Source organism: Paenibacillus sp. J22P15 (assembly GCF_056269345.1).
Genome location: NZ_JBWDNT010000005.1, coordinates 1 through 24,589, shown reverse-complemented (window position 1 = coordinate 24,589; position 24,589 = coordinate 1). Strand labels below are relative to the sequence as shown.

18 protein-coding genes, 8 tRNA genes and 1 rRNA gene are annotated in these 24,589 nt (G+C 46.8%); 5 read left to right on the top strand and 22 right to left on the bottom strand.

Annotated elements, in window-relative coordinates; all coding sequences use genetic code 11:
- The first annotated feature begins 5 nt into the window (after positions 1–5).
- Positions 6–1,217 (top strand): S-methyl-5-thioribose kinase, encoded by a 1,212-nt coding sequence (gene mtnK / locus AC0YN6_RS13830; RefSeq protein ID WP_475747506.1) that lies wholly within the window; start codon positions 6–8, stop codon positions 1,215–1,217.
- Positions 1,218–1,240: 23 nt separating this feature from the next.
- Positions 1,241–2,293 (top strand): S-methyl-5-thioribose-1-phosphate isomerase, encoded by a 1,053-nt coding sequence (mtnA, locus tag AC0YN6_RS13825; RefSeq protein WP_475747504.1) that lies wholly within the window; start codon positions 1,241–1,243, stop codon positions 2,291–2,293.
- Between the two features lie 88 nt (positions 2,294–2,381).
- Here mtnA and AC0YN6_RS13820 read toward each other — a convergent pair whose 3' ends face one another.
- The gene (locus tag AC0YN6_RS13820) at positions 2,382–2,687 is read right to left on the bottom strand and encodes a YunC family protein (protein ID WP_475747503.1); all 306 of its coding nucleotides are present in this window, start codon (positions 2,685–2,687) and stop codon (positions 2,382–2,384) included.
- 419 nt (positions 2,688–3,106) lie between these two features.
- Between AC0YN6_RS13820 and AC0YN6_RS13815 the strand changes: the two genes are divergently transcribed.
- Positions 3,107–3,589 (top strand): hypothetical protein, encoded by a 483-nt coding sequence (locus AC0YN6_RS13815; RefSeq protein WP_475747502.1) that lies wholly within the window; start codon positions 3,107–3,109, stop codon positions 3,587–3,589.
- A 67-nt stretch (positions 3,590–3,656) separates the two neighbouring features.
- On the opposite strand, the gene AC0YN6_RS13810 is transcribed toward AC0YN6_RS13815, so the two are convergent.
- Positions 3,657–5,552 carry a putative bifunctional diguanylate cyclase/phosphodiesterase gene (locus AC0YN6_RS13810; protein WP_475747501.1) on the bottom strand — a complete coding sequence of 632 codons (1,896 nt, stop codon included), beginning with the start codon at positions 5,550–5,552 and terminating at the stop codon, positions 3,657–3,659.
- 147 nt (positions 5,553–5,699) lie between these two features.
- Positions 5,700–6,083, bottom strand: a complete 384-nt coding sequence (locus AC0YN6_RS13805; RefSeq protein ID WP_475747500.1) for a DUF423 domain-containing protein — start codon at positions 6,081–6,083, stop codon at positions 5,700–5,702.
- A gap of 64 nt (positions 6,084–6,147) precedes the next feature.
- Here AC0YN6_RS13805 and AC0YN6_RS13800 point away from each other — a divergent pair, with 64 nt between their 5' ends.
- Positions 6,148–6,651, top strand: coding sequence for a hypothetical protein (locus AC0YN6_RS13800; RefSeq protein WP_475747499.1), 504 nt, complete (start codon positions 6,148–6,150; stop codon positions 6,649–6,651).
- A 68-nt stretch (positions 6,652–6,719) separates the two neighbouring features.
- Here the strand turns inward: AC0YN6_RS13800 and AC0YN6_RS13795 are convergent, their stop codons facing one another.
- From AC0YN6_RS13795 to AC0YN6_RS13760, 8 genes are all read right to left on the bottom strand, one after another.
- On the bottom strand, positions 6,720–9,812 hold the full coding sequence (locus AC0YN6_RS13795) for an AAA family ATPase (protein ID WP_475747498.1): 3,093 nt from the start codon (positions 9,810–9,812) through the stop codon (positions 6,720–6,722).
- A complete protein-coding gene (locus AC0YN6_RS13790; protein WP_475747497.1) occupies positions 9,809–10,981 on the bottom strand; it encodes an exonuclease SbcCD subunit D in 1,173 nt (390 codons plus the stop codon). The genes AC0YN6_RS13795 and AC0YN6_RS13790 overlap by 4 nt, the downstream gene beginning before the upstream one ends.
- 282 nt (positions 10,982–11,263) lie before the next feature.
- The gene (locus AC0YN6_RS13785; protein WP_475747773.1) at positions 11,264–12,736 is read right to left on the bottom strand and encodes a CoA-acylating methylmalonate-semialdehyde dehydrogenase; all 1,473 of its coding nucleotides are present in this window, start codon (positions 12,734–12,736) and stop codon (positions 11,264–11,266) included.
- A gap of 226 nt (positions 12,737–12,962) precedes the next feature.
- Positions 12,963–14,402, bottom strand: coding sequence for a dihydropyrimidinase (hydA, locus tag AC0YN6_RS13780; protein WP_475747496.1), 1,440 nt, complete (start codon positions 14,400–14,402; stop codon positions 12,963–12,965).
- Between the two features lies 1 nt (position 14,403).
- Entirely contained in the window at positions 14,404–15,714 is a 1,311-nt protein-coding gene (gene preA, locus AC0YN6_RS13775) for an NAD-dependent dihydropyrimidine dehydrogenase subunit PreA (protein WP_475747772.1), read from the bottom strand.
- Complete coding sequence (locus AC0YN6_RS13770) at positions 15,707–17,080, bottom strand: NAD(P)-dependent oxidoreductase (protein WP_475747494.1); 1,374 nt, start codon at positions 17,078–17,080, stop codon at positions 15,707–15,709. The genes preA and AC0YN6_RS13770 overlap by 8 nt, the downstream gene beginning before the upstream one ends.
- A 12-nt stretch (positions 17,081–17,092) precedes the next feature.
- Positions 17,093–18,337, bottom strand: a complete 1,245-nt coding sequence (locus AC0YN6_RS13765) for a M20 family metallo-hydrolase (protein ID WP_475747493.1) — start codon at positions 18,335–18,337, stop codon at positions 17,093–17,095.
- A gap of 17 nt (positions 18,338–18,354) precedes the next feature.
- Entirely contained in the window at positions 18,355–19,716 is a 1,362-nt protein-coding gene (locus AC0YN6_RS13760; protein ID WP_475747771.1) for an aminotransferase, read from the bottom strand.
- 330 nt (positions 19,717–20,046) lie between these two features.
- Here AC0YN6_RS13760 and yhbH point away from each other — a divergent pair, with 330 nt between their 5' ends.
- The gene (yhbH, locus tag AC0YN6_RS13755; protein ID WP_475747491.1) at positions 20,047–21,201 is read left to right on the top strand and encodes a sporulation protein YhbH; all 1,155 of its coding nucleotides are present in this window, start codon (positions 20,047–20,049) and stop codon (positions 21,199–21,201) included.
- Between the two features lie 80 nt (positions 21,202–21,281).
- Here the strand turns inward: yhbH and AC0YN6_RS13750 are convergent, their stop codons facing one another.
- The 11 genes from AC0YN6_RS13750 to AC0YN6_RS13700 all read right to left on the bottom strand — a co-directional run.
- Complete coding sequence (locus AC0YN6_RS13750) at positions 21,282–22,517, bottom strand: MFS transporter (RefSeq protein ID WP_475747490.1); 1,236 nt, start codon at positions 22,515–22,517, stop codon at positions 21,282–21,284.
- Positions 22,518–22,626: 109 nt separating this feature from the next.
- On the bottom strand, positions 22,627–23,448 hold the full coding sequence (gene pdaA, locus AC0YN6_RS13745) for a delta-lactam-biosynthetic de-N-acetylase (protein WP_475747770.1): 822 nt from the start codon (positions 23,446–23,448) through the stop codon (positions 22,627–22,629).
- Positions 23,449–23,564: 116 nt separating this feature from the next.
- Positions 23,565–23,641: transfer RNA gene (locus tag AC0YN6_RS13740), tRNA-Pro, on the bottom strand.
- 8 nt (positions 23,642–23,649) lie between these two features.
- Positions 23,650–23,725: transfer RNA gene (locus AC0YN6_RS13735), tRNA-Thr, on the bottom strand.
- 74 nt (positions 23,726–23,799) lie between these two features.
- A tRNA-Thr gene (locus AC0YN6_RS13730) sits at positions 23,800–23,875 on the bottom strand.
- A gap of 32 nt (positions 23,876–23,907) precedes the next feature.
- Positions 23,908–23,984, bottom strand: a tRNA-Met gene (locus tag AC0YN6_RS13725).
- Between the two features lie 17 nt (positions 23,985–24,001).
- Positions 24,002–24,076, bottom strand: a tRNA-Glu gene (locus AC0YN6_RS13720).
- A 14-nt stretch (positions 24,077–24,090) separates the two neighbouring features.
- Positions 24,091–24,178 (bottom strand) — tRNA-Ser (locus tag AC0YN6_RS13715).
- A 5-nt stretch (positions 24,179–24,183) separates the two neighbouring features.
- Positions 24,184–24,259 (bottom strand) — tRNA-Asn (locus tag AC0YN6_RS13710).
- Positions 24,260–24,264: 5 nt separating this feature from the next.
- A tRNA-Ile gene (locus AC0YN6_RS13705) sits at positions 24,265–24,341 on the bottom strand.
- 146 nt (positions 24,342–24,487) lie between these two features.
- Positions 24,488–24,589, bottom strand: a 23S ribosomal RNA gene (locus AC0YN6_RS13700); the annotation flags it as partial.

The window sequence follows — 24,589 nt, the reverse complement described above, 5'->3', positions numbered from 1 at the left end:
CAGCCGTGTCTGCATATCATCCTTTATCCGAACAAGAAGCCATTCAAATAGCGCTTACGCTTGACGGGTTTTTCCCAGAGGGAGCAATGCTAACCAGCCGAGAAATTGGAGACGGTAATTTAAACTTGGTTTTTCACATCATTGATTCTGTTAGCGGCAAGAGCCTGATTATGAAACAAGCCTTACCTTATGCTAAAGTTGTAGGTGAGTCATGGCCGCTTACGCTCGATCGTGCGCGTATCGAGAGTGATAAGCTTATTTTGGAGGGCGAGCTTGTACCTGGTCTGGTTCCTAATGTCTATAAGTATGATCCAGAGCTGTATCTTACAATCATGGAAGATCTCAGCGACCACGTTATCATGCGCCAAGGACTGATTAGCGGGACACGCTATCCCAAATTTGCAGACGATATTTCCACATTTATAGCGAAAACCTTGTTTTTCACCTCCGATCTTGGTATGAACCAGCAGGAAAAGAAGCTGCGTGTAAAAGCTTTTGTTAATCCAGAACTGTGCAAAATAACAGAAGATCTTATATTTGACGACCCTTACACGGATTCTTCTAACAACAGCTTCGATCCGGCCATCCGGGATGCTGCAGAAGCGCTTTGGCAAAATTCTGAGCTTCACTTCGAAGTAGCTTTACTTCGTGATAAGTTTTTAACGAATGCTCAAGCACTGCTTCATGGTGATCTTCATACGGGCAGCGTTTTTGTAACGCCTGAATCTACAAAAGTCATTGATCCAGAGTTTGCTTATTACGGACCAATTGGGTTCGATATCGGTGCTGTAATTGCCAATTTGCTGCTAAACTTTGCAGGTCAAGAGCACTGGAGTTCAGATGCGGACAAACGCAGCGACTTCCGTCGTTATCTAACCGATTCAGTGCGCGATGTTTGGAATTTATTCGATCAAAAATTCCGTGCTTTATGGAATGAACATGGACTAGATCGTCTTGCGAATTCAACTCCCGGATACCAGGACTACTATATGAGTCGCCTGCTGCAGGACACAGTTGGTTTTGCAGGCTGCAAAATCGTACGCCGAATCGTCGGCTTATCACATGTCATCGATATTGATCGCATACCGGATGCAGCGACGCGCGAGAAAGCTCAGCGCTTAGCGCTTGCCATAGGAACAACGCTCATTAGCAATAACCGCAAGACGCAATCCATTGAGGAAGTTATCGATGTTGCCTTATCACTTGCAAATAAATGATTGAACAGAGAGGATATGACACCATGACAACAAATTACGCTGGCTTACAGTCACTTATTTGGACCGAAGATAGACTTGATCTGCTTGACCAACGGCTTCTACCAGAAGAAATCGTTCATTTGCCTTTAACAACTTCAGAGGGTGTATGGGAAGCCATTCGCCATCTAAAGGTACGCGGGGCACCAGCCATCGGCATTTCTGCTGCTTATGGGGTAGTTCTAGGCAGTCGTGACGAGCAAACCTCTGAAGCATGGCTCGCACAAGTTATTAAACAAGCGGAATATCTCGCTACTTCAAGACCAACTGCCGTTAACCTGTTCTGGGCTCTTGATCGCATGAAAGCAGCTGCTGCTTCTTTCATAGAGCAAGGTTTGTCTCTTGAAGCAAGCAAAGCTGCTTTGCTAACGGAAGCCATCGCAATTCAAAGCGAAGATGAAGAAACGAACAGAATGATTGGGGAACATGCTTTGTCATTGTTCAAGGATGATATGGGTGTTCTTACGCACTGTAACGCCGGCGGCTTGGCAACAGCTAAGTACGGTACAGCACTTGCACCTTTCTATTTAGCATTAGAACGCGGTATTACGCTGCGTGTTTATGCCGATGAAACTCGTCCTGTCCTTCAAGGCGCTCGTTTAACTGCATTCGAGCTGCAGCAAGCTGGCGTTGATGTTACACTTATTTGCGATAATATGGCGGGTATGATCATGGCTAAGGGCTGGGTAGATGCGGTAATCGTAGGTACTGACCGCGTTGCAGCAAATGGTGATGTCGCTAACAAAATCGGAACTTATAGCGTTGCTGTTTTGGCCAAAGCACATGGCATTCCTTTTTATGTAGCAAGTCCGCTTTCTACGATCGATTTGAATACACCAACAGGCGCTGAAATTCCAATTGAAGAGCGCAATGCGGAAGAAATTACGGAAGGCTTCGGCAAACGTACTGCACCGCAAGGCATCAAAGTATACAATCCGGCTTTCGACGTAACGCCTAATGAATATGTAACAGCGATCATAACAGAGAAAGGCATCGTCCAAGCACCATACGATGTTAATCTGCGCAAGCTTTTCGAATAGAAGCTAATATACAAGCGACAAAATAGAGCCCTAATCCTTTGCTCATGGCATCTTTGCCGAAAAGTAGATTAGGGCTTTTTTCGTTGTCTTATCGCATTAGTTGGAGCGCTTCCGAGCCCTTCATGCCAACGACAACACCCTTTGTCTCTGCTGTTAATGTAACGGACTCCAAAGGGGCTTCCATCAGCTCCTCCAACGTTTTCACACCGACAGCCCTCCCAGCAATAATCTCTCGGTCTTTGAGCCGCTCATTAAGCAGAGAAACATCAAGCGCACCGCACATAATATATCCTATGTCCGTCATGATGGCGAGCAAAGTTGTTTTGGGCAGCTTTACTTCAACGCCAAGAACGGTTTCTCCATTCTCCAGTGTGAAAGGAACCATCCGCATCATATAGGATCCACCCCCTTCTTTTGCATAATGTAAGAGGCAAAGCACTGCACCATCATTATATGCAAAAGTCGGTTTACAGTGTTTGATATTTTCTCATTTATGCGGTGGTTGAGGGGTGAAATCACAGATGCGTTTCTTACTTCTTGAATTTAGCCTTAATAAGTACGATTACTCCACCAATAAAAATTCCAATTATAGCCCAAGCTGCAATAAATAATATCGAATCCATCGTATGCGCTCCTTATTTGTAACTATTTTTTAAATAAATATAGATCTTATTATAACATGTTTGATTATTGATTTTTCTTACGTTATTATAGCTTCCCTGAATTCATCACCTATGTTCCCATTGTTCACTATACTTGAAATGTCGATTTGGTGGTATATTAGTACTATATCGCACAGTGTTCGGAGGACCTATGAAAAACAACAGCTCATCCCAAGATTATTCATCCTTTGTTTTTAACATTGAGGTGCTTGTAGAAGGGAAAAACAATGCTGCAGCGCTTGAGCAATTACTTCACACGTTAAATGGCTCTGACTTTGTTGATTTCCGTATATTGTCCGGCATTCAGCTTGGTGAGCAAATCGATTATCGCAAGAACAGTACAAGCGCTCCTCAGGATATTTCTCTGCCATCTAATCTAACTAAAATCAATTCTGCTTCTGATCAGTCCGGCAATCCATTAGTAGCATTAAACTATTTCGACAAAATTAGAACGATTATGAAAAACAATACGTTAGTCCGTATTATTGTGAATAAGGGACTTGGTATTAAGCTCAATATCCCTTGCAGAATCATTAACATGGATGAGGCTGAAAACATTATTACTGTTTACCATGTCGACGAGAAGCAAGTATATACGTTTCGAATTAACGAAATTGAAGACTTCTCATACTAATCTTGCTCAAAAGCAAAAAAAACCGTTCAAAGGACTGTATAATCAGCCAATGAACGGTTTTTCATATTTAACCAGTAGATAACATCTGTTCAATATTGTCACTCGATACGGGAGGGCTCCAGAAGAAACCTTGCATTTCATCGCACTTATGCTTGCGAAGAAACTCCATTTGCCCTTCTGTCTCCACACCTTCTGCAATAACCTGAATATTAAGGTTGTGAGCCATTGCAATAATTGCTGCTACGATTTCTGCATCGCTTGGATCCTGTTGAATATCACGTACGAAAGAACGATCAATCTTCAAACGATCAATCGGGAAATTTTTCAAATAATGAAATGAACTATAGCCAGTGCCAAAATCGTCGACACTGATATTGACCCCTAATTCCGTTAAATCAAGCAAGCATCGAGATACTTGACTAATATCCATTGTCATGGACTCGGTAATTTCAAGGTCCAAATATTTGGCATCCATGCCTGTTTTCTCAAGCACTCCTGCAACCTTACTGGCCAAATCTTTTTGAACAAATTGCCTGATTGAGAAATTAACGGATATCGGTATCAATGGCAAACCTGCGTCTTGCCAAGCTTTATTTTGACGGCAAGCCTCCTCCAGCACCCAATCACCAATTTGAACAATCATCCCGCTCTCTTCTGCGAGCGGAATAAAGCTTCCTGGCGGTATCATCCCTTTAAGCGGATGGTTCCATCTTACAAGTGCCTCTACACCGACCATCTCACCTGATTTCAAATCATATTGCGGCTGATAATGCAAAATAAACTCTTCTCGCTGAATAGCGCGGTACATTTCGTGCTGCAGAGTAAGTCGCTCAAGCGACGAGTTGCTCCAGCTCTCCGAGTAAAGCAGGCAATCATTTTTCCCACTTTCTTTCACTTTGACAAGCGCCATATCTGCTTTCTTGATCAGTGCATAACTATCGTCTTCCTCGTTGAGGTTTGTAACCAAACCAATGCACGCTGTAATATGTACTGGGAAGCCGCTTAGCTCATAGGGCTCTTCAATCGACTTTAAGAGCTTCCTGCACAGCTCAAGCAAATGGTTCTCCGATTGTAAATTGCAAAATAATAATGCAAACTCATCGCCTTCCATCCGAGCGGCAAAATCATTATCAGATAGATCGCGATTCAATCTCTCTGCAACCTGCATGAGCAGAATATCACCAAATTCCCGTCCAAATGAAGCGTTAACCAGCTTAAAGCGATCTAGATCCAGATAACAGATACCAACTACTCGATCTTCTTCCTTCGCTCGTGTCAGCGTCTCAGTCAGCTTCATTTGAAACAAGGTGCGATTCGGCAAGCCGGTCATATCATCGTGATAAGCCATGTACCGTATCCGTTCAACATTACGTCTGCGCTCGCTTAAATCCTGACTGATTAATACCGTTCCGATAACCTCTTCCTCTTGTATCATTGGAGAGCATACAACTTGAAGCTCAAGCGGGAAACCGGAGCCATGCGTAATGTTAATATTGATCTGTTTCGCTTCACCAAGCAGAGCATTCTCGAAAGTTTCTTGCAGCAATTGCCGGCTCCCAGGCTCGACTAATCGCAATATCGGTTCTCCTATAAGCTCTGTGCGGTCATAACCAAGCGTCCGACCAGACGCTTCGTTCAACTCCATGACGATACCGCTTTTATTCAATATTGCAAGCGGAACGGCATCCGAACGAAGCAAAGTTTCAACAATGGCGGTATGGTAATTTTGGAAACCAAATGTTTCCGTTCGTTTTATATAAACAATTAATGCAGTTACGAATAACGATGAGGTTATGGCCATAGCAGTCCATTTGTACATCGTATTAGAGATTAATATAAAAGATTCAATAACCCAGACGAACCCGAGTGCTGTTAATAAACAGCTAATGACTAACGATCCATTCAACGCGTGCTTGAAGAACTGTCTCTTTCTTTCAGGAAAACCATCTATCCGTTTCGTCACGCACAAACGTCCTTCCTCTTATTCGAGTCAAGTCAGTGTTCGCTTTATTATAAACGATGTACGCACTCCGGTATAGAAATATTTACTAAAGCAACTCGGTTTTTTGTTGTATTACAGAGTATTATGTCGTCTATTTAATGCGTTTTTCTATTTAAGACTCTCTTTTTTAAAAGCAGCAACAATAACACAGATCCATCCAGCGATCATCGCTACGCCGCCAATCGGTGTAATCATACCTAGTTTACTAAAGCTGGTAAGCGCCAATACATACAAGCTGCCGCTAAAAATGATCGTTCCAGCAACGATGAGACGCCCTCCGTTTAGAACTAGCTTGCTCTTACCGATTTGATTGGCGAACAAGGCGATAAGCATAAGCCCGAGTGCACTATACATGTGATAGCGAACTCCGGTTTCAAAAACCTCCAAATAATGGTCAGTCACCTGCTTCTCTAGCCCATGTGCTCCGAAGGCACCTAAAGCGATTGCCAATGCAGCATTTATCGCGCCTATTGCAAAATATTTTGGAAACATATAGTTTTCATTCCTCTCGTATTTGTGTATAATTTTACCGTAATTAGTAAAGGAGATGATAAAAATGGAAAATGACAATAATAACACTACTAACTATTCTTCCCAAAACGAACCTTTTTCCTCGAAGCCCGTTTTCTCAAACGAGCCGATTGTTGATGAAGGTCCGAAGAAACAATCCGGCCTTGGCATTGCATCCTTCATCATTGGCTTGCTTGCAGTCGTACTTCTTATTATTGCTTTCGTCTCTGGGTCCTCATTTGCCGATAAGATCGCAAACACAGATGTTCAACTAGTGGACCCTGCTGTTGATAGTGCAGCATTTCAAGCATCCATTGAAGCGCTTGGAGAAGAAGTCCTTGTTTCTGTTGTCGTAGCTGTCCTCTGTATCTTCGGAGCAGGCTTACTTTCGTTTGTTGGACTTATATTGGCTATTATCGCTGCGGTTTCCAGCAAACGCCGCAAACTGTTCGGTGTGATCGGCATTGTATTAAACATTCTCGTTTTTGTAGGCGGTATCGCATTATTTTTTGCAGGCACAGCTGCTATTGCCGCAAACATCAGCGTTTAAACGATAAGCAATCGGATATGAAAGTCTGCCTCAGCCTCAAACGAGCGCTTGAAGCAGACTTTTTGCGTTTATTTTACCGTTATTCTCGTACGACTAAAGCCTTCCTTCGTCTTGTTGACTTCAAGACAAGCTGGAAATGCATCCTTAAGCTCCTGCACATGGGATATAACGCCAATCATCCTGCCTGACTTCTGCAAATCAACAAGTGCTGTTATTGCTTTCTGCAGCGACTCTTCGTCAAGAGAACCAAAGCCCTCGTCAATAAACATCATTTCAATCGTCACACCGCCCATATGAGACTGAATAACATCCGTCATACCTAGCGCTAGACATAACGACGCGTTAAATTTCTCGCCTCCGGACAACGTCTTCACATCACGATTTTGACCCGTATATGAATCATAAACATCAAGGCCAAGACCGCTTTGCTTTCCACGATTTTCAAGGCGATCACTTCTTTGCAAGGAAAACTGCCCATTCGATAAATCCTGTAGACGTGTATTGGCAGCGTACAAAATTTGCTCCAGAAACTCGATCAAAATATATCGTTCAAACGAAATCTTGAGAGCATTGTCTCCTTTCAGCATATGGAATACATCCATAACCTCTTCTAGTTTAGCCTCAAGCTCGCTTACAAGCTCATTAGCTTTGCCAATAGATGAGGTAAGCCGCTGAGCCACTTGCCCAGTTCGCAGCGCTGTTTGAGCTGCAGCAATCATTTTCTCCTGCTGCTTCTTCAATACGGTAAGCTGCTCCTGAAGCTGAGCCAAATCGACCCTAGGTTTGCCTGCAAGCTCACTTTGGAGCTCAACCAACTGCTGCATTACTGAGGTAACTGCTGCTTGATACGTTGTTATTTCCACTCGAAGCTGCTCTCTTCCAGCGTCTGACAATACTGCTTTCCGATATTGTTCAACCGTATTAAAGCCTGCTTTCACAAGCTCTTCCATCAGACGCTGCTCGGCTAGCCGCATATTGCTTTCCGCTTCCTGATGCTGTTGCTCTGATTGAATGGCATATGCTCGCTGTTCAGCTAGCTTCGCAGTCATTTTTTGATGCTGCTCTTGAACAGACTTCCATGCTGCTGCCATGCGTTCAGATAATGCCTGCTGCTCACTTAGCTTAGCGGCCAGCTTCTCAGGGGTACGGAACGTTTCCGGAATACGCCCTATCTCCTGCTGCAATGCCGATTGCTGCGATGTTCTCTCGAGCATTAAACGCTGCTGCTCTTGCTGCAGCTGCTCCTTCACAAGTCGATGCTTTTCAAGCATCTGCTCTTGTCGTTCGATCAGCAGCTTGAGTTCAGGAAGCTGCTTTGCCTTGAGCAGAAGCTTGTCTGTTTCTTCTTTAAGCCCGCGCCATTGCTGCAGCAGCTCTGCTCTTTGCTCCTCCAGCTTCACAGCCTGCAATCCAAACTCCGCCAGCTCTCTTGCGCCATCCTCATGAGTCGCTTGTGCTGCAGCAGCCTGCGCTCGCGCTTCCAGCCATTCGCGCTCCACTGCAGCTAACTGTATTTTTGCTTCTTGAAGCCGCTCACGTGAAGGCACGTCGGAATGAGTGACCGACTTTTGCGGGTGTTCCTCGCTCCCGCATACGGGACATGGCATACCATCATGCAAATGAGCAGCGAGCAGTGATGCTTGGCCTCCGATCCATGAGGCTTCAAGCTGATCGTGCTTATCTTTGGCTTTCCTAAACGATTCAGCAAATTCTTTCTCGAGCAGGGCGATTCGTGTCATTTCTTTCTCAATATCAACGAGACGCTTTAGCTGTTTTCCTTGCTGCTCCACAAGACGCAGCTTGTCCAGCTTATCTGTGAGCTCTGCTGTTTCGAGCTCCGTTTCTTTGACCTGCACACTCGCAGCAAGCTTCCCTTCACGCAGCTTAATCAGTTCTGTTTCCGCTGCTTCGAGCTTGACCGTACAGTCTTTCTCTGCTTTCGCCAGCTTATCGATCGCTTGCTGCTGACTAACAAGCGTCTTAACGATTGGAACCATCTCCAGCAATTTGTTCAGCTCAATTTCCGCTTTACGCCGTTCCTCCCCGCGCTGCTCCTCCACTGTATAACGTTCAACAGCCCGCGCATGCTCACGCTCCGTTATTTCCAGCTCAGCTTGCTTAGCAGCTAATTCCTCCCGCTTCGTCTTCGAATCAGAAATGGTTCTTTCGGCATGCTCCTGATAAGGAGCCAAGTGTGCAGCCTTCTCCGCGAGCGCTAGCTGCTGCTCCTTCATCGCATAGTCCGACTTCTGTCCATTCAACTGCTCTAGCTGTGTCTGCTTCTTAGCATGCTCCTCATGCTTGCTATTAAGCGTTAATGCTAGTCTAAGCTGTATTTCCTCTGCTTCAAGTCGAAGGGCTAATGCTCCCTTCTGCTCCTCAGCCTCTGCGGCAAGCTGATTATAATATTCAAACTCAAGTTTCAGTGCATCGGTTACCTGTGCTGCGCTAAATACTTCCTGTTCAAAGGTTTGGGAAAGTGCGCTGCCTGCGCGCTCTGGCAATGCCTCTTGAACCTGCTTCATATAAGCATTCAATGTCGCTTTAGCTTCCTTCAGTTGATCCTGTAATCCACGGTTTTTTTGCAGAAATCGATTCTCCAACCGCTCATATAATTCAGTGCGAAATATCCGACGCAAAATCTCTTCCTTATTGTCAGTATCCGAAGTAAGCAGCTTACGAAACTCACCCTGCGGGAGCATAACGATCTGACTGAATTGTTCCTTAGTTAGGCCGATAATCTGCTCCAGCTTGGCATTCACATCCGATAAAATAAAGCGATCAACCGCTGGAATCATTTCTCCGCTAGTCGTCTCATAAAGCTCGGCCTTGCCGCCCGTTTCACTTTTGTTACCGCCCTTGCGATGAGGCATTTGTCTAATAACCAAGTAGCTTCTTTGACCGATTGCAAAATCGAATTGAACGGAGGTGTGTATATCCTCAGCAGCAAAATGACTGCGCAGCATACGAGGATCTGCTCTATCCTCACCGCTTGCCGTTCCATAAAAAGCAAAACAAATCGCATCAAAAATCGACGTTTTGCCGGCACCCGTATTACCCGAAATAACGAACAAGCGTCGATGTTCGAGTAAGCTGAAATCAATAGTTTCCGTGTCTCGGTAGGAGCCAAACGCCGTCATCGTTAGCTTAATCGGCCTCATAGTACGCCCCCTTCCTCACGCAGCAGCTCCGCATACGTATTCGCGAACAATTGTTTTTTCGCTTCAGACAGCGGCTGTTGCTTTACTTCCTGATAGAAAGCGGCAAACAGCTCGATGGGATCAGCCTCTCGTCGTCCTTTAACAGATCCCGCTTCCAAGCTGCTGCCATCCCCAATTAAGTTGGATGCTGCTGGCCTTCTCTCCACATGAAGCGCATTTGGGTAAACCGCACGCACCTTCTCCATAGGAAACAAAACCGGATTATCATTTAATAGAGTGACAAAAACATAATCCTCATTAATAGGATGCTTAGTGATTTCTTCAATGGAAGCAGCTACCCGGCGCATATTCCGCAGGGGCAGCAGCTCCCGCTTCTCAATTTCGACTTCGCCCGCAGCATTAAGCTCAATGACGAAGTAACCCTTCACATGGTTTTCCTCGGAAATTGAATATTTAAGCGGTGATCCTGCGTATCTTATCTTCTGATTACGCACGAAATGTGCCTGATGTAAATGTCCGAGCGCTGTATAATGAAATGGATCAAAATAAGCCGCGCTCACATGCTCAGCACCGCCTACCGATAACGGCCGTTCAGAGTCACTCGTGTTAAGCTCTGGTCCACCTGTAGCCGTAACGAAAGCATGTCCAACAAATACATGTCGTGCTGCTGAATCCATTGTGTCAACGATATTTCCAATAATAGCCCGCATGGCGTCGTCGTGGGACTTGATCGACTCGTCTTCTAGCTCATAACGCACCTGAGCTGGGTCTGCGAAAGGTACAAGATGAAAGTGCACCTCTCCATGCTCATCGTGCAGAATGACCGGCTCCATCGTTTTGCGAAGCTGTCCAGCCAAGTAGAGGCCGCGATTCTTCATCATTTTTGTTCCAAAATTGATACGGTCCGGGCTGTCATGATTACCGGATATCGCAAGCACCGGCGTTTCCAAATCGATGACGATGCGGCTGAGCAGCTCGTCTAGCAGCTCTACCGCTTCTGTTGGCGGCACAGCCCGATCATAGAGATCACCAGCAATAATAACAGCATCCGGCCGCTCTTTTTCAATCGCATTCAGCAGCTGCTCCAATACGTAACGCTGGTCTTCTGTCATATATACGCCTTGAACGAGCTTACCTAAATGCCAGTCTGCAGTATGAAATAGCTTCATTCGTTTCAAACACCCCTTCCTTGCAAATGACAATTCAGCTCAATATTATATAATCCTATCTTTTATTTTACCATTCGGTTAAGCATGTCGCATAGTTTGGTCTATATGTCATGATTTCCACTCTTGCACATCCTAAAAATACAAGTTACAGTTACTTCTATCCTTCTTTATCGCATGTTGAGCAAAAGGAATGCTATCTTATAAAACAAACTGCCCCTGCACGCGCTCATTCACAGCACGCAGCAGGGGCAGCTTTATATTTCTTGCATTTGTGCTGCCTCGTTAGAAATATCGCGAAGTTATCATTTTTTTCTTCGTGTAAAATTCCACTCCATCCTTCCCGTTCGCATGCAGATCGCCGTAAAATGAGTCCTTCCAACCCGAGAACGGGAAGAAGGCCATTGGTGCGGGTACACCTACATTGACACCCAACATTCCAGCTTCCGCTTCCTCACGGAACTGCCGCACCGCCTTCGCGTTTTCCGTATAGATGACCGCTGAATTCCCGAATCTCGAGCTGTTTACAATAGTGATCGCCTCATCTAAATCTGCTGCACGCAATACAGACAACACCGGACCGAATATTTCCTCCTTAGCAATCGTCATTGTTGGTTTAACCTCATCGAATATCGTCGGTCCGAGAAAATACCCCGCTCCCTCACGCTCCGCTGCGAGTCTTCCGTCAAGCAGGAGCTTAGCGCCTTCAGCCGATCCGCGCTCAATGTAGGTTTCAATTCGCTTACGATGCTCATCGCGTATGACTGGCGTAAGCGTAACGTCATCATGCATCCCAGAACCGATTACCATCCTTTCTGCAGCAGCCTGCAGCGCCTTCATGAACTCATTACCATCACCGACCGCAACAACTGCGGAGCAGGCCATACATCGCTCGCCAGCGCTGCCGAAGGAGGAGGCAATGATGTTCTCAACCGTTTTTTCTATATGGGCATCAGGCATCACAATATGGATGTTTTTGGCTCCGGCCAGTGCTTGAACCCTTTTACCGAAAGCTGCTGCACGTTTATATACGTATTTGGCAACTGGCTGAGAGCCGACGAACGATACAGCCTTTACACTAGGATTGCTCGTCAAGGCATCAACAACCTCGTGAGCACCGTGAACCACATTAAGCACACCATCCGGCAAGCCTGCTTCCTGAAGAAGCTGTACAAGCTTATTGGCAGTTAGCGGCGTACGCTCCGATGGCTTAAGCACGAAGGTGTTGCCCAGCGCGATCGCAAGCGGAAACATCCAGCATGGCACCATCATCGGAAAGTTGAACGGCGTAATCCCGCCTACTACGCCAAGCGGTACACGGAATAGCTCCGAATCCAGATCCGTGGCGATATTAGCAAGAGCTGCACCCATCATATGCGTTGGTGCTCCCGCCGCAAACTCCACATTTTCGATGCCGCGCTGCACCTCGCCGAATGCTTCCTTATAACTTTTACCGTTTTCTGTCGTAATGATCTGAGCCAGTTCCTCAGCATGCTCCTGCAGCAGCTGCCAGTAACGGTACAGCACCCGCGCTCTGCGAGGAACAGGTGTTTTGCTCCATGCCGGATAAGCCTGCTCGGCAGCAAGCACAGCTGCTGCGACATCCTCCTGCACCGATAACGGAACATAAGCAATCACTTTACCTGTTGCGGGATTCATCACTTTATTTGCTTGCTCAGTCGCCGAATCTACCCACACTCCATTAATTAAGTTTTGCAGTTTAACTTTTTCCTCCAAGGCAGCAGGTTCGGCGGCCATACCCTCTGCTCCAGAATGTACAAATTTCACATAATATTTGCGAGCGTCTGCCGTTTCAATATGCAGAGAGGCTTCATCACCAGCAGGATTTCTAAACTCTATCCAGTCACCGTTTAACCCTTCACGCACACCTGTTATCCTATATTGCTGCTGAATATACGCATCAATTTTGTTTTTCTCATCCACATATTGTTTATAAGCAGACATGCCTCTCCCTCCCTCGACACTATTGCTTCGTTTCTTCCTTCAAGTTGATTGCCGTTGTGGTTGCCGCAGTATTAACCGTCGTATATGGTTTACGCTTCACGTATCTCCCTGCACCAAGGGAGCCTACAAATTGACGTTCCTGAATGACATACTCGCCGCGCGATAGTACACTCACGGGTAAACCAGTCACCTGCATTCCTTCAAACGGGTTATAGTCCACATTCATATGCTGAGTATCGGCCGAGATCATACGCTGCGCGATTGGATCGAAAATAACGATATCCGCGTCACTGCCAACGGCAATCGTCCCCTTCTGCGGAAAAAGTCCGAATAGCTTTGCACTTCTCGTCGAAACGATATCAACGAATTGATTAAGTGAAATACGCCCTTTATGAACGCCCTCCGAGTAAAGGATCGAGAAGCGATCCTCAATGACCGGGCCGCCATTAGGAATTTTGCTGAAATCCCCTCGCCCCAAATCCTTCTGACCATGAAAATTAAAGGAACAATGATCCGATCCCAGCGTTTGCAATTGACCGCTCTTCAGCGCATTCCACAGCACCTCCTGATGGAATGCTTCTCTAAGAGGAGGAGACCATACGTATTTAGCCCCTTCAAAATCCGGCTTCTCAAGCTGTGACTGATCCAGCACCAAATATTGCGGGCAGGTCTCGCCCCATACATCCACGCCTTTGTTTCGCGCCTCAGCGATTTGCTGCACCGCTTCCTCGCATGTCACATGCACGACATACAGCCTTGCACCAGCAAGCGCAGCAAGCTTTGCTGCTCGTCCCGTCGCCTCACCTTCAACAATCGATGGTCTCGTGAGAGCGTGGTATATCGGATCAGTGTTGCCTGCTTCCAGTGCCTGCTGTATGAGAAAGGCAATGACATCTCCATTCTCGGCATGCACCATCACCATAGCACCAAGCTCCTTGGCTGCAAGCATCGTCCGAAATAAAGTGCCATCATCCGCCTGAAATACATTTTTGTATGCCATGAATACTTTCAAGGAGGTAATGCCTTCCTCTGTAACAATCGACGGCAGCTCAGCGAGCACCTCATCATTGATTTCCCCGATCATCAGATGGAAACCGTAATCGATGACGGCTTTTCCGTCTGCTTTCTTATGCCATGCAGCTATCGATTCGCTCAGCGGTTTCCCCTTCGTCGTCAAGCAAAAGTCAACGATGGTCGTCGTTCCTCCGAATGCCGCAGCAGTTGTGCCTGTTGCAAAATCATCAGCCGTTACCGTTCCGCCGAACGGCATGTCGAGATGCGTATGCGGGTCAATCCCGCCGGGAAATACATATTTGCCTGAAGCATCGATGATTTCATCAGCTTCCGCATCTAAATCAAAGCCGATCTTGGCGATAATCCCCTCTTTAATCAACACATCGGCTTTATACGTATCTGCCGCCGTTACAATCGTACCGTTTTTGATGAGCCTCACCGTCATCCTACATCGCCTCCATCTTATCGGTATCGTCTGAGTCTAGATTATTACCCTTCCCAATTACTGCAATTGCAGCTTGCCTCTGATTCCAACTAAGCGGCAGTTCGGTAGAAGGTACCTCTATCATCGCAATTGCGCCTTCAACGGGACAGACGATCGAACAGAGATTGCAGCCTACACAATCCTCCTCGCGAACCTTGAGGAAGGCCGTCCCGTTATCATCTGTATGCCTCTCAATACACTGGTGCGAGGTATCCTCGCAAGCGATATGGCATTTATTGCAAACGATGCAGGTATCTTGCTCGATTCTCGCAACTACTGCGTAGTTTAGGTCAAGATCACCCCAATCCGAATAGCGCTCTACCGATTTCCCGATCAGCTCATTAACCGATTTCAGACCCTTTTCATCCAAATAGTTGTTCAAACCGTCAAGCATATCCTCTACGATACTGAACCCATGATGCATCGCTGCCGTACACACCTGAACTCCTGTCGAGCCCATCAATATAAATTCAACCGCATCGCGCCAGTTCGAAATACCGCCGATGCCGGAGAGCGGTACGCCTACTAGCGGATTACGAGCACACTCAGCAACCATGTTAAGCGCAATCGGCTTCACAGCAGGCCCGCAGTATCCTCCATGCGCGCCTTTCCCGCCAACATGCGGAATCGTATTCCACGTATCAATATCTACACCAGCAAGCGAGTTTATCGTATTGATCAGCGAGATTGCATCTGCTCCCCCGCGAACGGCCGCTTTGGCTGTCGCAGTAATGTCAGTGATATTAGGAGTGAGCTTAACAATGACAGGTGTCATTGCAGCCTCCTTGACCCACATCGTCTGTATCTCAACCAAATCCGGCTGTTGTCCTGATGCAGCGCCCATTCCCCGCTCAGCCATACCATGCGGACAACCAAAGTTCAGCTCCAGCCCATCTACGCCGATGGCCTCAACCTTTTTTACAATTTCATGCCACTTCTCGCGCTTCGGCTCCACCATCAACGATACGACAAGCGCATGATTCGGAAATCTCTTTTTCGTTTCATAGATTTCTTTTAAATTCACTTCGAGCGGTCGATCTGAAATTAGCTCAATGTTGTTAAATCCAGCAACGCGCTGTCCATTGAAATGTATAGCAGCGAAGCGAGATGAAGTATTAATGATCGGATCACCGAGCGTCTTCCATACAGCCCCGCCCCAGCCTGCTTCAAATGCTCGTTGAACCTGATAACCGGTATTCGTCGGAGGCGCTGATGCGAGCCAGAACGGATTCGGCGACGATATGCCCGCTAACTGAATACGTAAATCAGCCATCATTTTCCCTCCTCGCAATAAGCGAATTATAGATCGAATAGGCAACAAGCTTCCCTTGCTGCGCTGCGGCAACCACCATCGCTTCACCTTGACCATCACTGAATATTACATCCCCAGCTGCGTAAACGCGAGGATTTGAGGTTTGATAGGTAGCTGTATTCACCGACACAATTCCCTGTTTATGATTTAAGCCAAGCTGCTCTATGAGGGGCAAATGCCTTGTCTGTCCAATTGCTTTGATGACCGCATCAACCTCTAGCACGAAAGAAGACCCTTCGATCGGAACAGGCTTCTTTCTACCGCCTGACTCGCCTGCTTCAAGCTTCATCCGCGTGCATTCAAGCGCCTTCACTTTACCATCTGCATCACCAATAATCCGGATTGGTGCGCTTAGCCATTCAAACTCCACGCCATCCTGCTTGGCGAAGTCAAATTCATAATCGTAAGCTGTCATTTCCTCACTTGTCCGGCGATAAACCATCTTTACGTTCGCCGCTCCCAGCCTCACTGAGCAGGTTGCAGCATCGACAGCCGTATTTCCTGCCCCAATAACAGCAATCCGTTTGCCGATAAAGTCGGACGTGAGTTCCTTTTTGGTCGCTTCTACAAAATCAATAGCATCATAAACGCCTTCCAAAAGTTCTCCCTCGATGCCAAGAAAAGGCACTTTGGACATGCCTATCGCAAGTACTACAATGTCATACTTCTCGAGCAAAGCTTCCACACTAATATCACTTCCAACCTCTGTGCTCGTGCGAATATCTACGCCCAGATTCTTCACCTGCTCGACTTCCCAGAGAGAAATGCTCTGCGGCAAGCGAAACGAAACGATGCCATATGTATCAAGTCCACCCGCCTGCTCCTTCGCTTCAAATATCGTAACGGCGAAGCCAAATCTCGCAAGCTCGCGCGCCGCAGATAGTCCAGCAGGACCGCCGCCTATAATCGCGACCGATTCACCGTTGCTTTGACCAGCCGTGAACAAGTTTGGCTTGTTCTTCATCGCCCAATCCGTCGCGTAGCGCTGCAGGTCACCAATCATAATCGGCTTAGAGGAATGGTTGAGCACACAAGCCCCCTCACAAAGCTCTTCTGTTGGACAAACACGCGCACAGGTGGCGCCCACTGGATTGGAATCCATAATCATGCGCGCAGACCCTTTCATATTGCCGGATGCAATTTTTTTAATGAAAGAAGGGATGTTGATGCCGGTTGGACATGCCTTTATACAAGGAGCATCATAGCAGTATAAACAGCGATTCGATTCCTCGACAGCTTCCTTTGGACGCATCCCTGCCTTCACCTCGGCAAAATTCCGCCTTAGTGCATCAATGGGAATAAACGTTGAATTAACCATCGCGCTCATGCTTATCCCTCCTCATAAGCTTAATTTCCGAGCCGTCCGATAAAGGAGCTCTACTCCAAGCTCAATATCACTTGGCGATGAATACTCCTTCGGATTATGGCTGATCCCTTCCCTGCAGCGAACAAAAATCATTCCGTAATCGCACACATAAGACATCGTTAACGAATCGTGGAAGGGACCGCTCATCAGCTCAGGCGGATCGAGCTTCATCTCGGCTGCTTGCTCCTGCATAAGTGCTCTTAGCTCAGGTGCACAGTACCTCGGATCGCTCTTTGTATCCTCACGAATGGTGTACGTCAAACCGTGCTCTAAGCAAACAGCGTTTATGCGGGCAAGAAGCTGCTCCTCCAGCATATTTCTCCGCCCTAGTTCAATATCTCGAAAATCAACAGTGAAGCTTACTTTCTCAGGAATAATGTTGCGGGAATCTGGAAAAACCGACAGCGAGCCAACCGTTCCGACCGTCGGTGCACCATGTTCAATACTTGCTAATTCGTGGAGAGCAACTATGACCTTAGCACAGCCGACCAGTGCATCCTGCCGCATAGCCATCGGCACCGAACCCGCATGACCTGCAAAGCCGGTCATTTCAACCGTCCACCAGACCGGTCCAGAAATCCCGCTCACAATGCCGATAGGCTTGCCTTGCGCCTCCAGCACCGGCCCTTGCTCAATATGCAGCTCCAAGAAAACACCGATCCGCCCTTCCTCAAACACATATCCTTCAAACGCAGCAGGGTCACACCCAAACTCGATAAGTGCTTGCCTGCGCGTTATTCCACTCTTGTCTGCACGGTCCAGCTCCCCCTCCTCAAGTTTTCCAACCATGCCTCGAACACCAAATAATCCTTTGTTAAACCTGCATCCCTCTTCATCACAAAATGCGACAACCTCGATATTTCGAGAGGGCCGAAATCCTTTTTCAACCATCGTTTGAACCGCTTCGATCGCTCCCAGCACCCCAATGACACCATCGTAACGTCCGCCATACGGCTGAGAATCAATATGAGAACCTAGCATTAATACAGCTGCCGCAGGGTCAACACCTTCCAGTACACCTATTAAATTGCCGAACGGATCGATTCGCGCCTCTAAACCTGCTTCAGTCATCCAACCGCGCACCAACTCTACCCCTGCCAGATCCTCCTTCGAGAGTGCAAGGCGGCAAACACCTGTATCACCGATTTTCCCAATCTGCGCCAGCTCATCAATGCGCTTATGCAGCCTTATGGCATCAATATTAATCTCAGTATTCACTTCCCTCTCCTCCTTCCTCAGTTCCCAAAAACCTGGAGCAGTGTATCAGCGATAAACTCAATTTCATCATCCGTCGTCGATAGAGGGGGACTCAGCGTCAAAATATTCATAAAGCCCGGTACTGTATCACCATTTTTGCTGATGAGGAGACCCTTTTGCTTGCAGCTCGCAATAATTGCCGTTACTCTCGCAGCGGAAGCCGGTTCCTTGGTCTGCTTATTCTCTACCAGCTCAATACCGATAGCCGAGCCAAAAATCCGAAGCTCTCCCACATGCTCATAGGATTCCAATGATTTGATTCGGCTAAACAGATCTTTACCAATATTGGCTGAGCGGACGACTAGATTTTCACGTTCTATTATTTCAATGTTTTTCAGCGCTACCGCACAGGAAACAGGATTGCCTCCAAATGTGTTAACATGACGGAAATGGCTGTCTGTCCCGCTTTCTTTAAAGCTCTCATATATTTCTGCAGACACGGCTGTAGCTGATAAAGGAGAATATGCGCTTGTCAGCCCTTTCGCCATCGTTACGATATCCGGTCTGACACCGAAGTTCTGATGCCCAAATTTCTCGCCTGAGCGGCCGAATCCGCAAATAACCTCATCAACAATAAGAAGAACATCATGTTTATCGCAAATGGCTCGCAGCTTTGCCAAATAATGTTCAGGCGGCACGATCATTCCACCACCCGTAATTACTGGTTCAACGATAATGCCTGCGACTGAATTCGCCCCCTCCCATATGATCGCATCCTCAAAGGCTTGAGCGCATTGCATCTTGCAGGTCTCCTTCGTCTGCCCAAAAGGGCATCGATAGCAATACGGCGGAGGCACATGCGAGAAGCCGTTACTTAACGGTTCATACTTGAGCTTGCGTTGTGCCTGCCCAGTGGCGCTAAGCGCTCCCATTGAATTACCGTGATAGGCGCGATGACGTGAAATGTACTTAAATTTTGAGCCTTTCCCTCGTTGATGATGATATTGACGACCGATTTTGAAGGCAACCTCGTTTGCATCGGAACCTGAATTTGAGAAAAAAATACGGTAATCACCAATTAGCCAATCATTTAGCTTCGCAGCAAGCTCAATCGCAGGAACGTGGGATTGAATAAGCGTCGAATATGCTATTTTCTTCATCTGCTCCGCAGCTGCTTCAGCGATTTCTTCCCTTCCATGACCAACATTGACGCACCACATGCCGGACATCCCGTCTAAATAACGGTTCCCGTCAATATCGGTAATCCAGCTGCCTTCTCCCGACACGATAACCATCGGATTATCATTATGGGGAGCAATATGATGCCATACATATTTGCGATCCTTCTCTAGCAGCGCTTCTTTTGCTTCCTCTTCCATAGCTGCCTCGTTTACATCCATAGCCTGCTTCTCCTCCTTCACGGCTGCCGCTTCTAAAATAAGAGTGGACCGCGGATGATACCATCCACGAGCCTTACAGACTAGCTTATGCGGCTGCTTCGCCGCATCTTCCAAAATTGTTTTAAAGTCAGCTGCCGATTGGTCTATGCAGCTGTTCATCACCAAATAGAGTTGATCAGGCTTAATGCTAGATTGCTAGAAATGAACTAATTTTCGTTCACATAACCGCTCTGCTCTTGAATATATTGAGTAACAGACAAGAAATAAGTGATGATTACCAAAGGCTTTTTTCATGCTGAAGCGCTAACTTAATGGAATGAGGTGAGGGAAATGGAGTCAGAGCCGCTGTTTATTGTATCAAGGGAGGATTGGTCACTCCACCGCAAAGGCTATGAGGATCAAGCCCGACATCAGGAAAAGGTACATGAAGCCATTAAACAAAATCTTCCCGATCTGGTTTCCGACGAAAGCATCGTATTGTCCGATGGCAAGCGTACGATCAAAGTCCCTATTAAAAGTCTCGACGAAACCCACTTTATATACAACTACAACAAGAAGCAGCACGTCGGACAAGGAGACGGAGACTCGCAGGTAGGCGATGTGCTAGGCGTCGACCCGCAAGCCGCCAAAGGACCTGGCAAAGGTCAGGATGCAGGGGATCAGCCGGGAGAGGACGTCGTCGATACGGAGATAAGCATCGATCAATTGGAGGATATGTTGTTTGAGGAGCTGGAGCTTCCTAATCTGGAACAAAAGCAAAAGGATCAACTGCAAACGACAGAGATCGTTTTTCATGACATTCGCAAGAAGGGCATAATGTCCAATATCGATAAGAAACGTACATTGATTGAAAACCTGCGCCGTAACGCCAATGCTGGCAAATCTGGCATAGGTGGCATTTCGCCAGACGATCTTCGTTACAAGACATGGAACGAAATCGTCAAACCACAATCCAATGCTGTCATCCTAGCTCTCATGGACACCTCAGGATCCATGGGGTCCTTTGAAAAGTATTGTGCCCGCAGTTTTTTCTTCTGGATGACTCGTTTCCTGCGCCGCAAGTATGAACATGTGGAGATTGTGTTTATCGCACATCACACCGAAGCGAAGGAGGTCACAGAGGAGGAGTTCTTTAACCGAGGTGAAAGCGGCGGCACGATCTGCTCGTCTGCTTACCAGAAAGCAATCGATATTATCGATAGTCGCTACCCAACGCCAAATTGGAACATCTACCCTTTCCACTTCTCCGACGGCGACAACCTTACCTCCGATAACGAGCGCTGTGTGAAGCTTATTGGCCAACTCATGGAGCGATGCAACATGTTTGGTTACGGAGAGGTCAATCAATACAATCGCAGCAGTACGCTAATGTCCGCCTATAAGCATATCTCCCACAAAAAGTTTATGTATTCGGTAATTAAAGAGAAAGGTGAAGTATATAAAGCACTCAAAACCTTTTTCTCAAAACAAGTGACTGGCACCTAACGAACAAATCCCGTCTTGCAGCGCAGTACGCAAGGCGGGATTTGTTATTCATCGGTCATACAATTATTAAACAGAACGCTTTAGACAACCAAATCAGAGGCATCTCTGTCAGGGTCCGTCCCTTTTGTTTCAATGCCAAAAAACAAGACAGCAAGCGCTCCAACTACGATCGTCACAAAAAATATTATAAAAATAGAATGAATCGCAATCTCCCGCGCGACCAGTATACCTACAAGATAGGGGCCGATAATCCCACCAATTCGCCCAAAGGAAGCAGCGAAGCCAACGCCCGTCCCGCGCACAGCAGTTGGGTAAAGCTCAGGTGTATAGGCATACATGCCTCCCCAAGCACCAAGGTTAAAAAAAGAGAGACATATGCCGGATGCGATCAGTACCCCTTCCGTTTCTGCACTGCCGAACCATAATGCACTTCCAGCCGTTAAAAATAGAAAAGTAACGAGCACAAACTTGCGTCCAAATTTTTCGATAAAGTACGCAGCTGTAAAATAGCCCGGAAGCTGCGCCAGTGACATGATCAAAACGTATTGAAAGCTTTTTACGAGATCAAAGCCTTTTAACAGCATGACAGAAGGCAGCCAAAGGAACATCCCATAATAAGAAAAGACAACTGTAAACCATAAAATCCACAAAGTAATCGTTGCTCTCCTGTGTTTTGAAGACCAAATGGAGGTTGCCCTCTCTCTAAACGAGAGCTTCTGATCTCGAATAGCTTTGAAGCGAGGTGAATCCTGAATCGCTCTTCTCAAGTACAAAGCATACAGGGCTGGCAGCATTCCAATGAAGAAAGCCATCCTCCAGCCATATGAGGGTATGACAAAGTAGGCAATTAAAGCAGCAAGTATCCAGCCGCATGCCCAGAAGCTTTCAAGCAGCACGACAGCTCGCCCTCTCTCCTGAATAGGTACGGATTCCGAAACGAGCGTTGATGCGACTGGCAGCTCACCGCCAAGCCCGAACCCTGCGATAAAACGCAATACACACAGTACGAGAAATCCTGTGGCAAAAGCCGACAAGCCGCTAGCAATAGAGAAAATAAGCAATGTCCAAAGCAATATTGCCCTTCGACCGTATCGATCTGCCAGCAATCCGGATATCGCAGCTCCAACCGCCATACCGATTGAATTAATAGCCATCAGCAGTCCAACTTGCTGCGCGCCTAATCGCCATTCTGTCGCCAATGCGGTCACAATGAAAGAAATCATTCCGACCTCCATTGCGTCGAACAGCCAGCTCAGACCGGCGCTGAACAACAATTTCCGCTGCTTCGGTTCTTGCAGTAACGTCATATTTTTCATAGCCAAAGCCCCTTGCCTGTCATTTATAACATAATACCAACAATTAGAAGCTAATAAACAAAGAACCTTATCCCTAGTTATAGGTTAAGGTTCTGTATTCTAATTTACCTTATTCATAATTAGTGACCAGCTGATCCAAACTTTTAAACACATAGCCCTGTCGATGCGCTTCATCAATGATTCTCCCTAGAGCCTCCGTATTGTCCTTAGAAATGGAATGCAGCAAAATAATAGCACCAGGATGCAGCTGTTTAACAACCTCGTTATACGCATGCTGAGAGCCCCTTTGGGCATTTACATCCCAGTCCTTATAAGCAACCGACCAGAACACATTTATGTAGCCGAATTGTTTGCTCGTTGCTAATACTCGTTCGTTAAAAATACCTCTTGGCGGACGGAGATATTTCATTTCCTTTTGTCCGATCAGTACATCAACTTGCTCCTTTACCTTGTCGAGTTCAGTCTTAATGCTCCCCTCTGAGAGCTGTGACATATCGGGGTGGCTCCAAGAATGATTGCCAATGATATGTCCTTCTGCTGCAAATCGTTTAATTAGCTCCGGCTGATCCTTCACATAATGTCCCGTAACAAAAAAAACAGCTGGTACATTTTTTTCTTTCAGCACATCAAGAATTCGCGGAGTAAAACCATTCTCATAGCCGTTGTCGAACGTAAGAAACAGCTCTTTCCGCCCTGTATCTCCAAGAAAAAGCGCCCCGTGTTTGGTTACGATATCTTTGAACCCTTCCTCATCTATAGAAGGCAATCGTCCGTCTACACTTTTCTTAAATCCAAAGTGAAACACGCCTGGCTGTCCAAATGCTATGTCAGAACTTACAAGGCTGCATAAGATCACGACCAACAATGCGGTTATCCTCACACTAAGCTTCAAAAGCAGTACCTCCTGTTTCAATTGATGGATATGACGCATGATCGACATATTGCGATTATATTTCCCCATTGGAGCATAAAAAAAACCGCTATTCTCAAAGTCCAGCGGACTTGTAAGAATAGCGGCTTTATGTGTCGTTCATTCATTTAAAAATATGGTCGGGACGACACGATTTGAACATGCGACCCCCTGGTCCCAAACCAGGTGCTCTACCAAGCTGAGCTACGTCCCGAGAAAAGATGGTGCCGTCGAGAGGACTTGAACCCCCAACCTACTGATTACAAGTCAGTTGCTCTACCAGTTGAGCTACAACGGCACATCGATTATGTCCACCATTTCTGGTGGTTGTAATGCTGGTTTGACGTTAGCCAAGCTGCATCTGAAGAAAAATGGTGCCGTCGAGAGGACTTGAACCCCCAACCTACTGATTACAAGTCAGTTGCTCTACCAGTTGAGCTACAACGGCATATGGATGATGTTCACCATATTATGGTGATTTGGTTGCGGGGGCAGGATTTGAACCTGCGGCCTTCGGGTTATGAGCCCGACGAGCTACCGGGCTGCTCCACCCCGCGTCATTCAACAAAAATTATGGTGACCCGTAGGGGACTCGAACCCCTGTTACCTCCGTGAAAGGGAGGTGTCTTAACCACTTGACCAACGGGCCTTAAAAAATTGGAACGGAGAGAGAGGGATTCGAACCCTCGCACCACTTACGCAGTCTAACCCCTTAGCAGAGGGTCCCCTTGAGCCACTTGGGTATCTCTCCAAACTTGGCTCCCCGAACAGGACTCGAACCTGTGACAACTCGATTAACAGTCGAGTGCTCTACCAACTGAGCTATCAGGGAATATATGGTGGGCCCTAGTGGACTCGAACCACCGACCTCACCCTTATCAGGGGTGCGCTCTAACCAGCTGAGCTAAGGGCCCTAGGCATAAACATTTATCTTATATAAGATTATTTGTTTAAGCATAGCAGGCAAATTACGCCCTGAAAACTGGATACGAAAGATAAGGTTTGCTGAAAACCTTTTATGCTGCTGTCTACCGGATGTATGGGTCACGGCAAACGTGTTTAGGATAAGCCCTCGACCGATTAGTATTCGTCAGCTACACACATTGCTGTGCTTCCACCCCGAACCTATCAACCTCGTCGTCTTCAAGGGGTCTTACATACT

Coding starts and splice junctions, on each gene's coding strand:
- mtnA (WP_475747504.1), top strand. CDS start 1,241: ATGACAACAAATTACGCTGGCTTACAGTCACTTATTTGGACCGAAGAT.
- AC0YN6_RS13815 (WP_475747502.1), top strand. CDS start 3,107: ATGAAAAACAACAGCTCATCCCAAGATTATTCATCCTTTGTTTTTAAC.
- preA (WP_475747772.1), bottom strand. CDS start 15,714: ATGGCTGATTTACGTATTCAGTTAGCGGGCATATCGTCGCCGAATCCG.
- AC0YN6_RS13790 (WP_475747497.1), bottom strand. CDS start 10,981: ATGAAGCTATTTCATACTGCAGACTGGCATTTAGGTAAGCTCGTTCAA.
- pdaA (WP_475747770.1), bottom strand. CDS start 23,448: ATGCGTCATATCCATCAATTGAAACAGGAGGTACTGCTTTTGAAGCTT.
- AC0YN6_RS13760 (WP_475747771.1), bottom strand. CDS start 19,716: ATGGATGTAAACGAGGCAGCTATGGAAGAGGAAGCAAAAGAAGCGCTG.
- yhbH (WP_475747491.1), top strand. CDS start 20,047: ATGGAGTCAGAGCCGCTGTTTATTGTATCAAGGGAGGATTGGTCACTC.
- AC0YN6_RS13820 (WP_475747503.1), bottom strand. CDS start 2,687: ATGATGCGGATGGTTCCTTTCACACTGGAGAATGGAGAAACCGTTCTT.
- AC0YN6_RS13795 (WP_475747498.1), bottom strand. CDS start 9,812: ATGAGGCCGATTAAGCTAACGATGACGGCGTTTGGCTCCTACCGAGAC.
- AC0YN6_RS13750 (WP_475747490.1), bottom strand. CDS start 22,517: ATGAAAAATATGACGTTACTGCAAGAACCGAAGCAGCGGAAATTGTTG.
- AC0YN6_RS13805 (WP_475747500.1), bottom strand. CDS start 6,083: ATGTTTCCAAAATATTTTGCAATAGGCGCGATAAATGCTGCATTGGCA.
- AC0YN6_RS13800 (WP_475747499.1), top strand. CDS start 6,148: ATGGAAAATGACAATAATAACACTACTAACTATTCTTCCCAAAACGAA.
- AC0YN6_RS13785 (WP_475747773.1), bottom strand. CDS start 12,736: ATGGCCGCCGAACCTGCTGCCTTGGAGGAAAAAGTTAAACTGCAAAAC.
- hydA (WP_475747496.1), bottom strand. CDS start 14,402: ATGACGGTGAGGCTCATCAAAAACGGTACGATTGTAACGGCGGCAGAT.
- AC0YN6_RS13770 (WP_475747494.1), bottom strand. CDS start 17,080: ATGAGCGCGATGGTTAATTCAACGTTTATTCCCATTGATGCACTAAGG.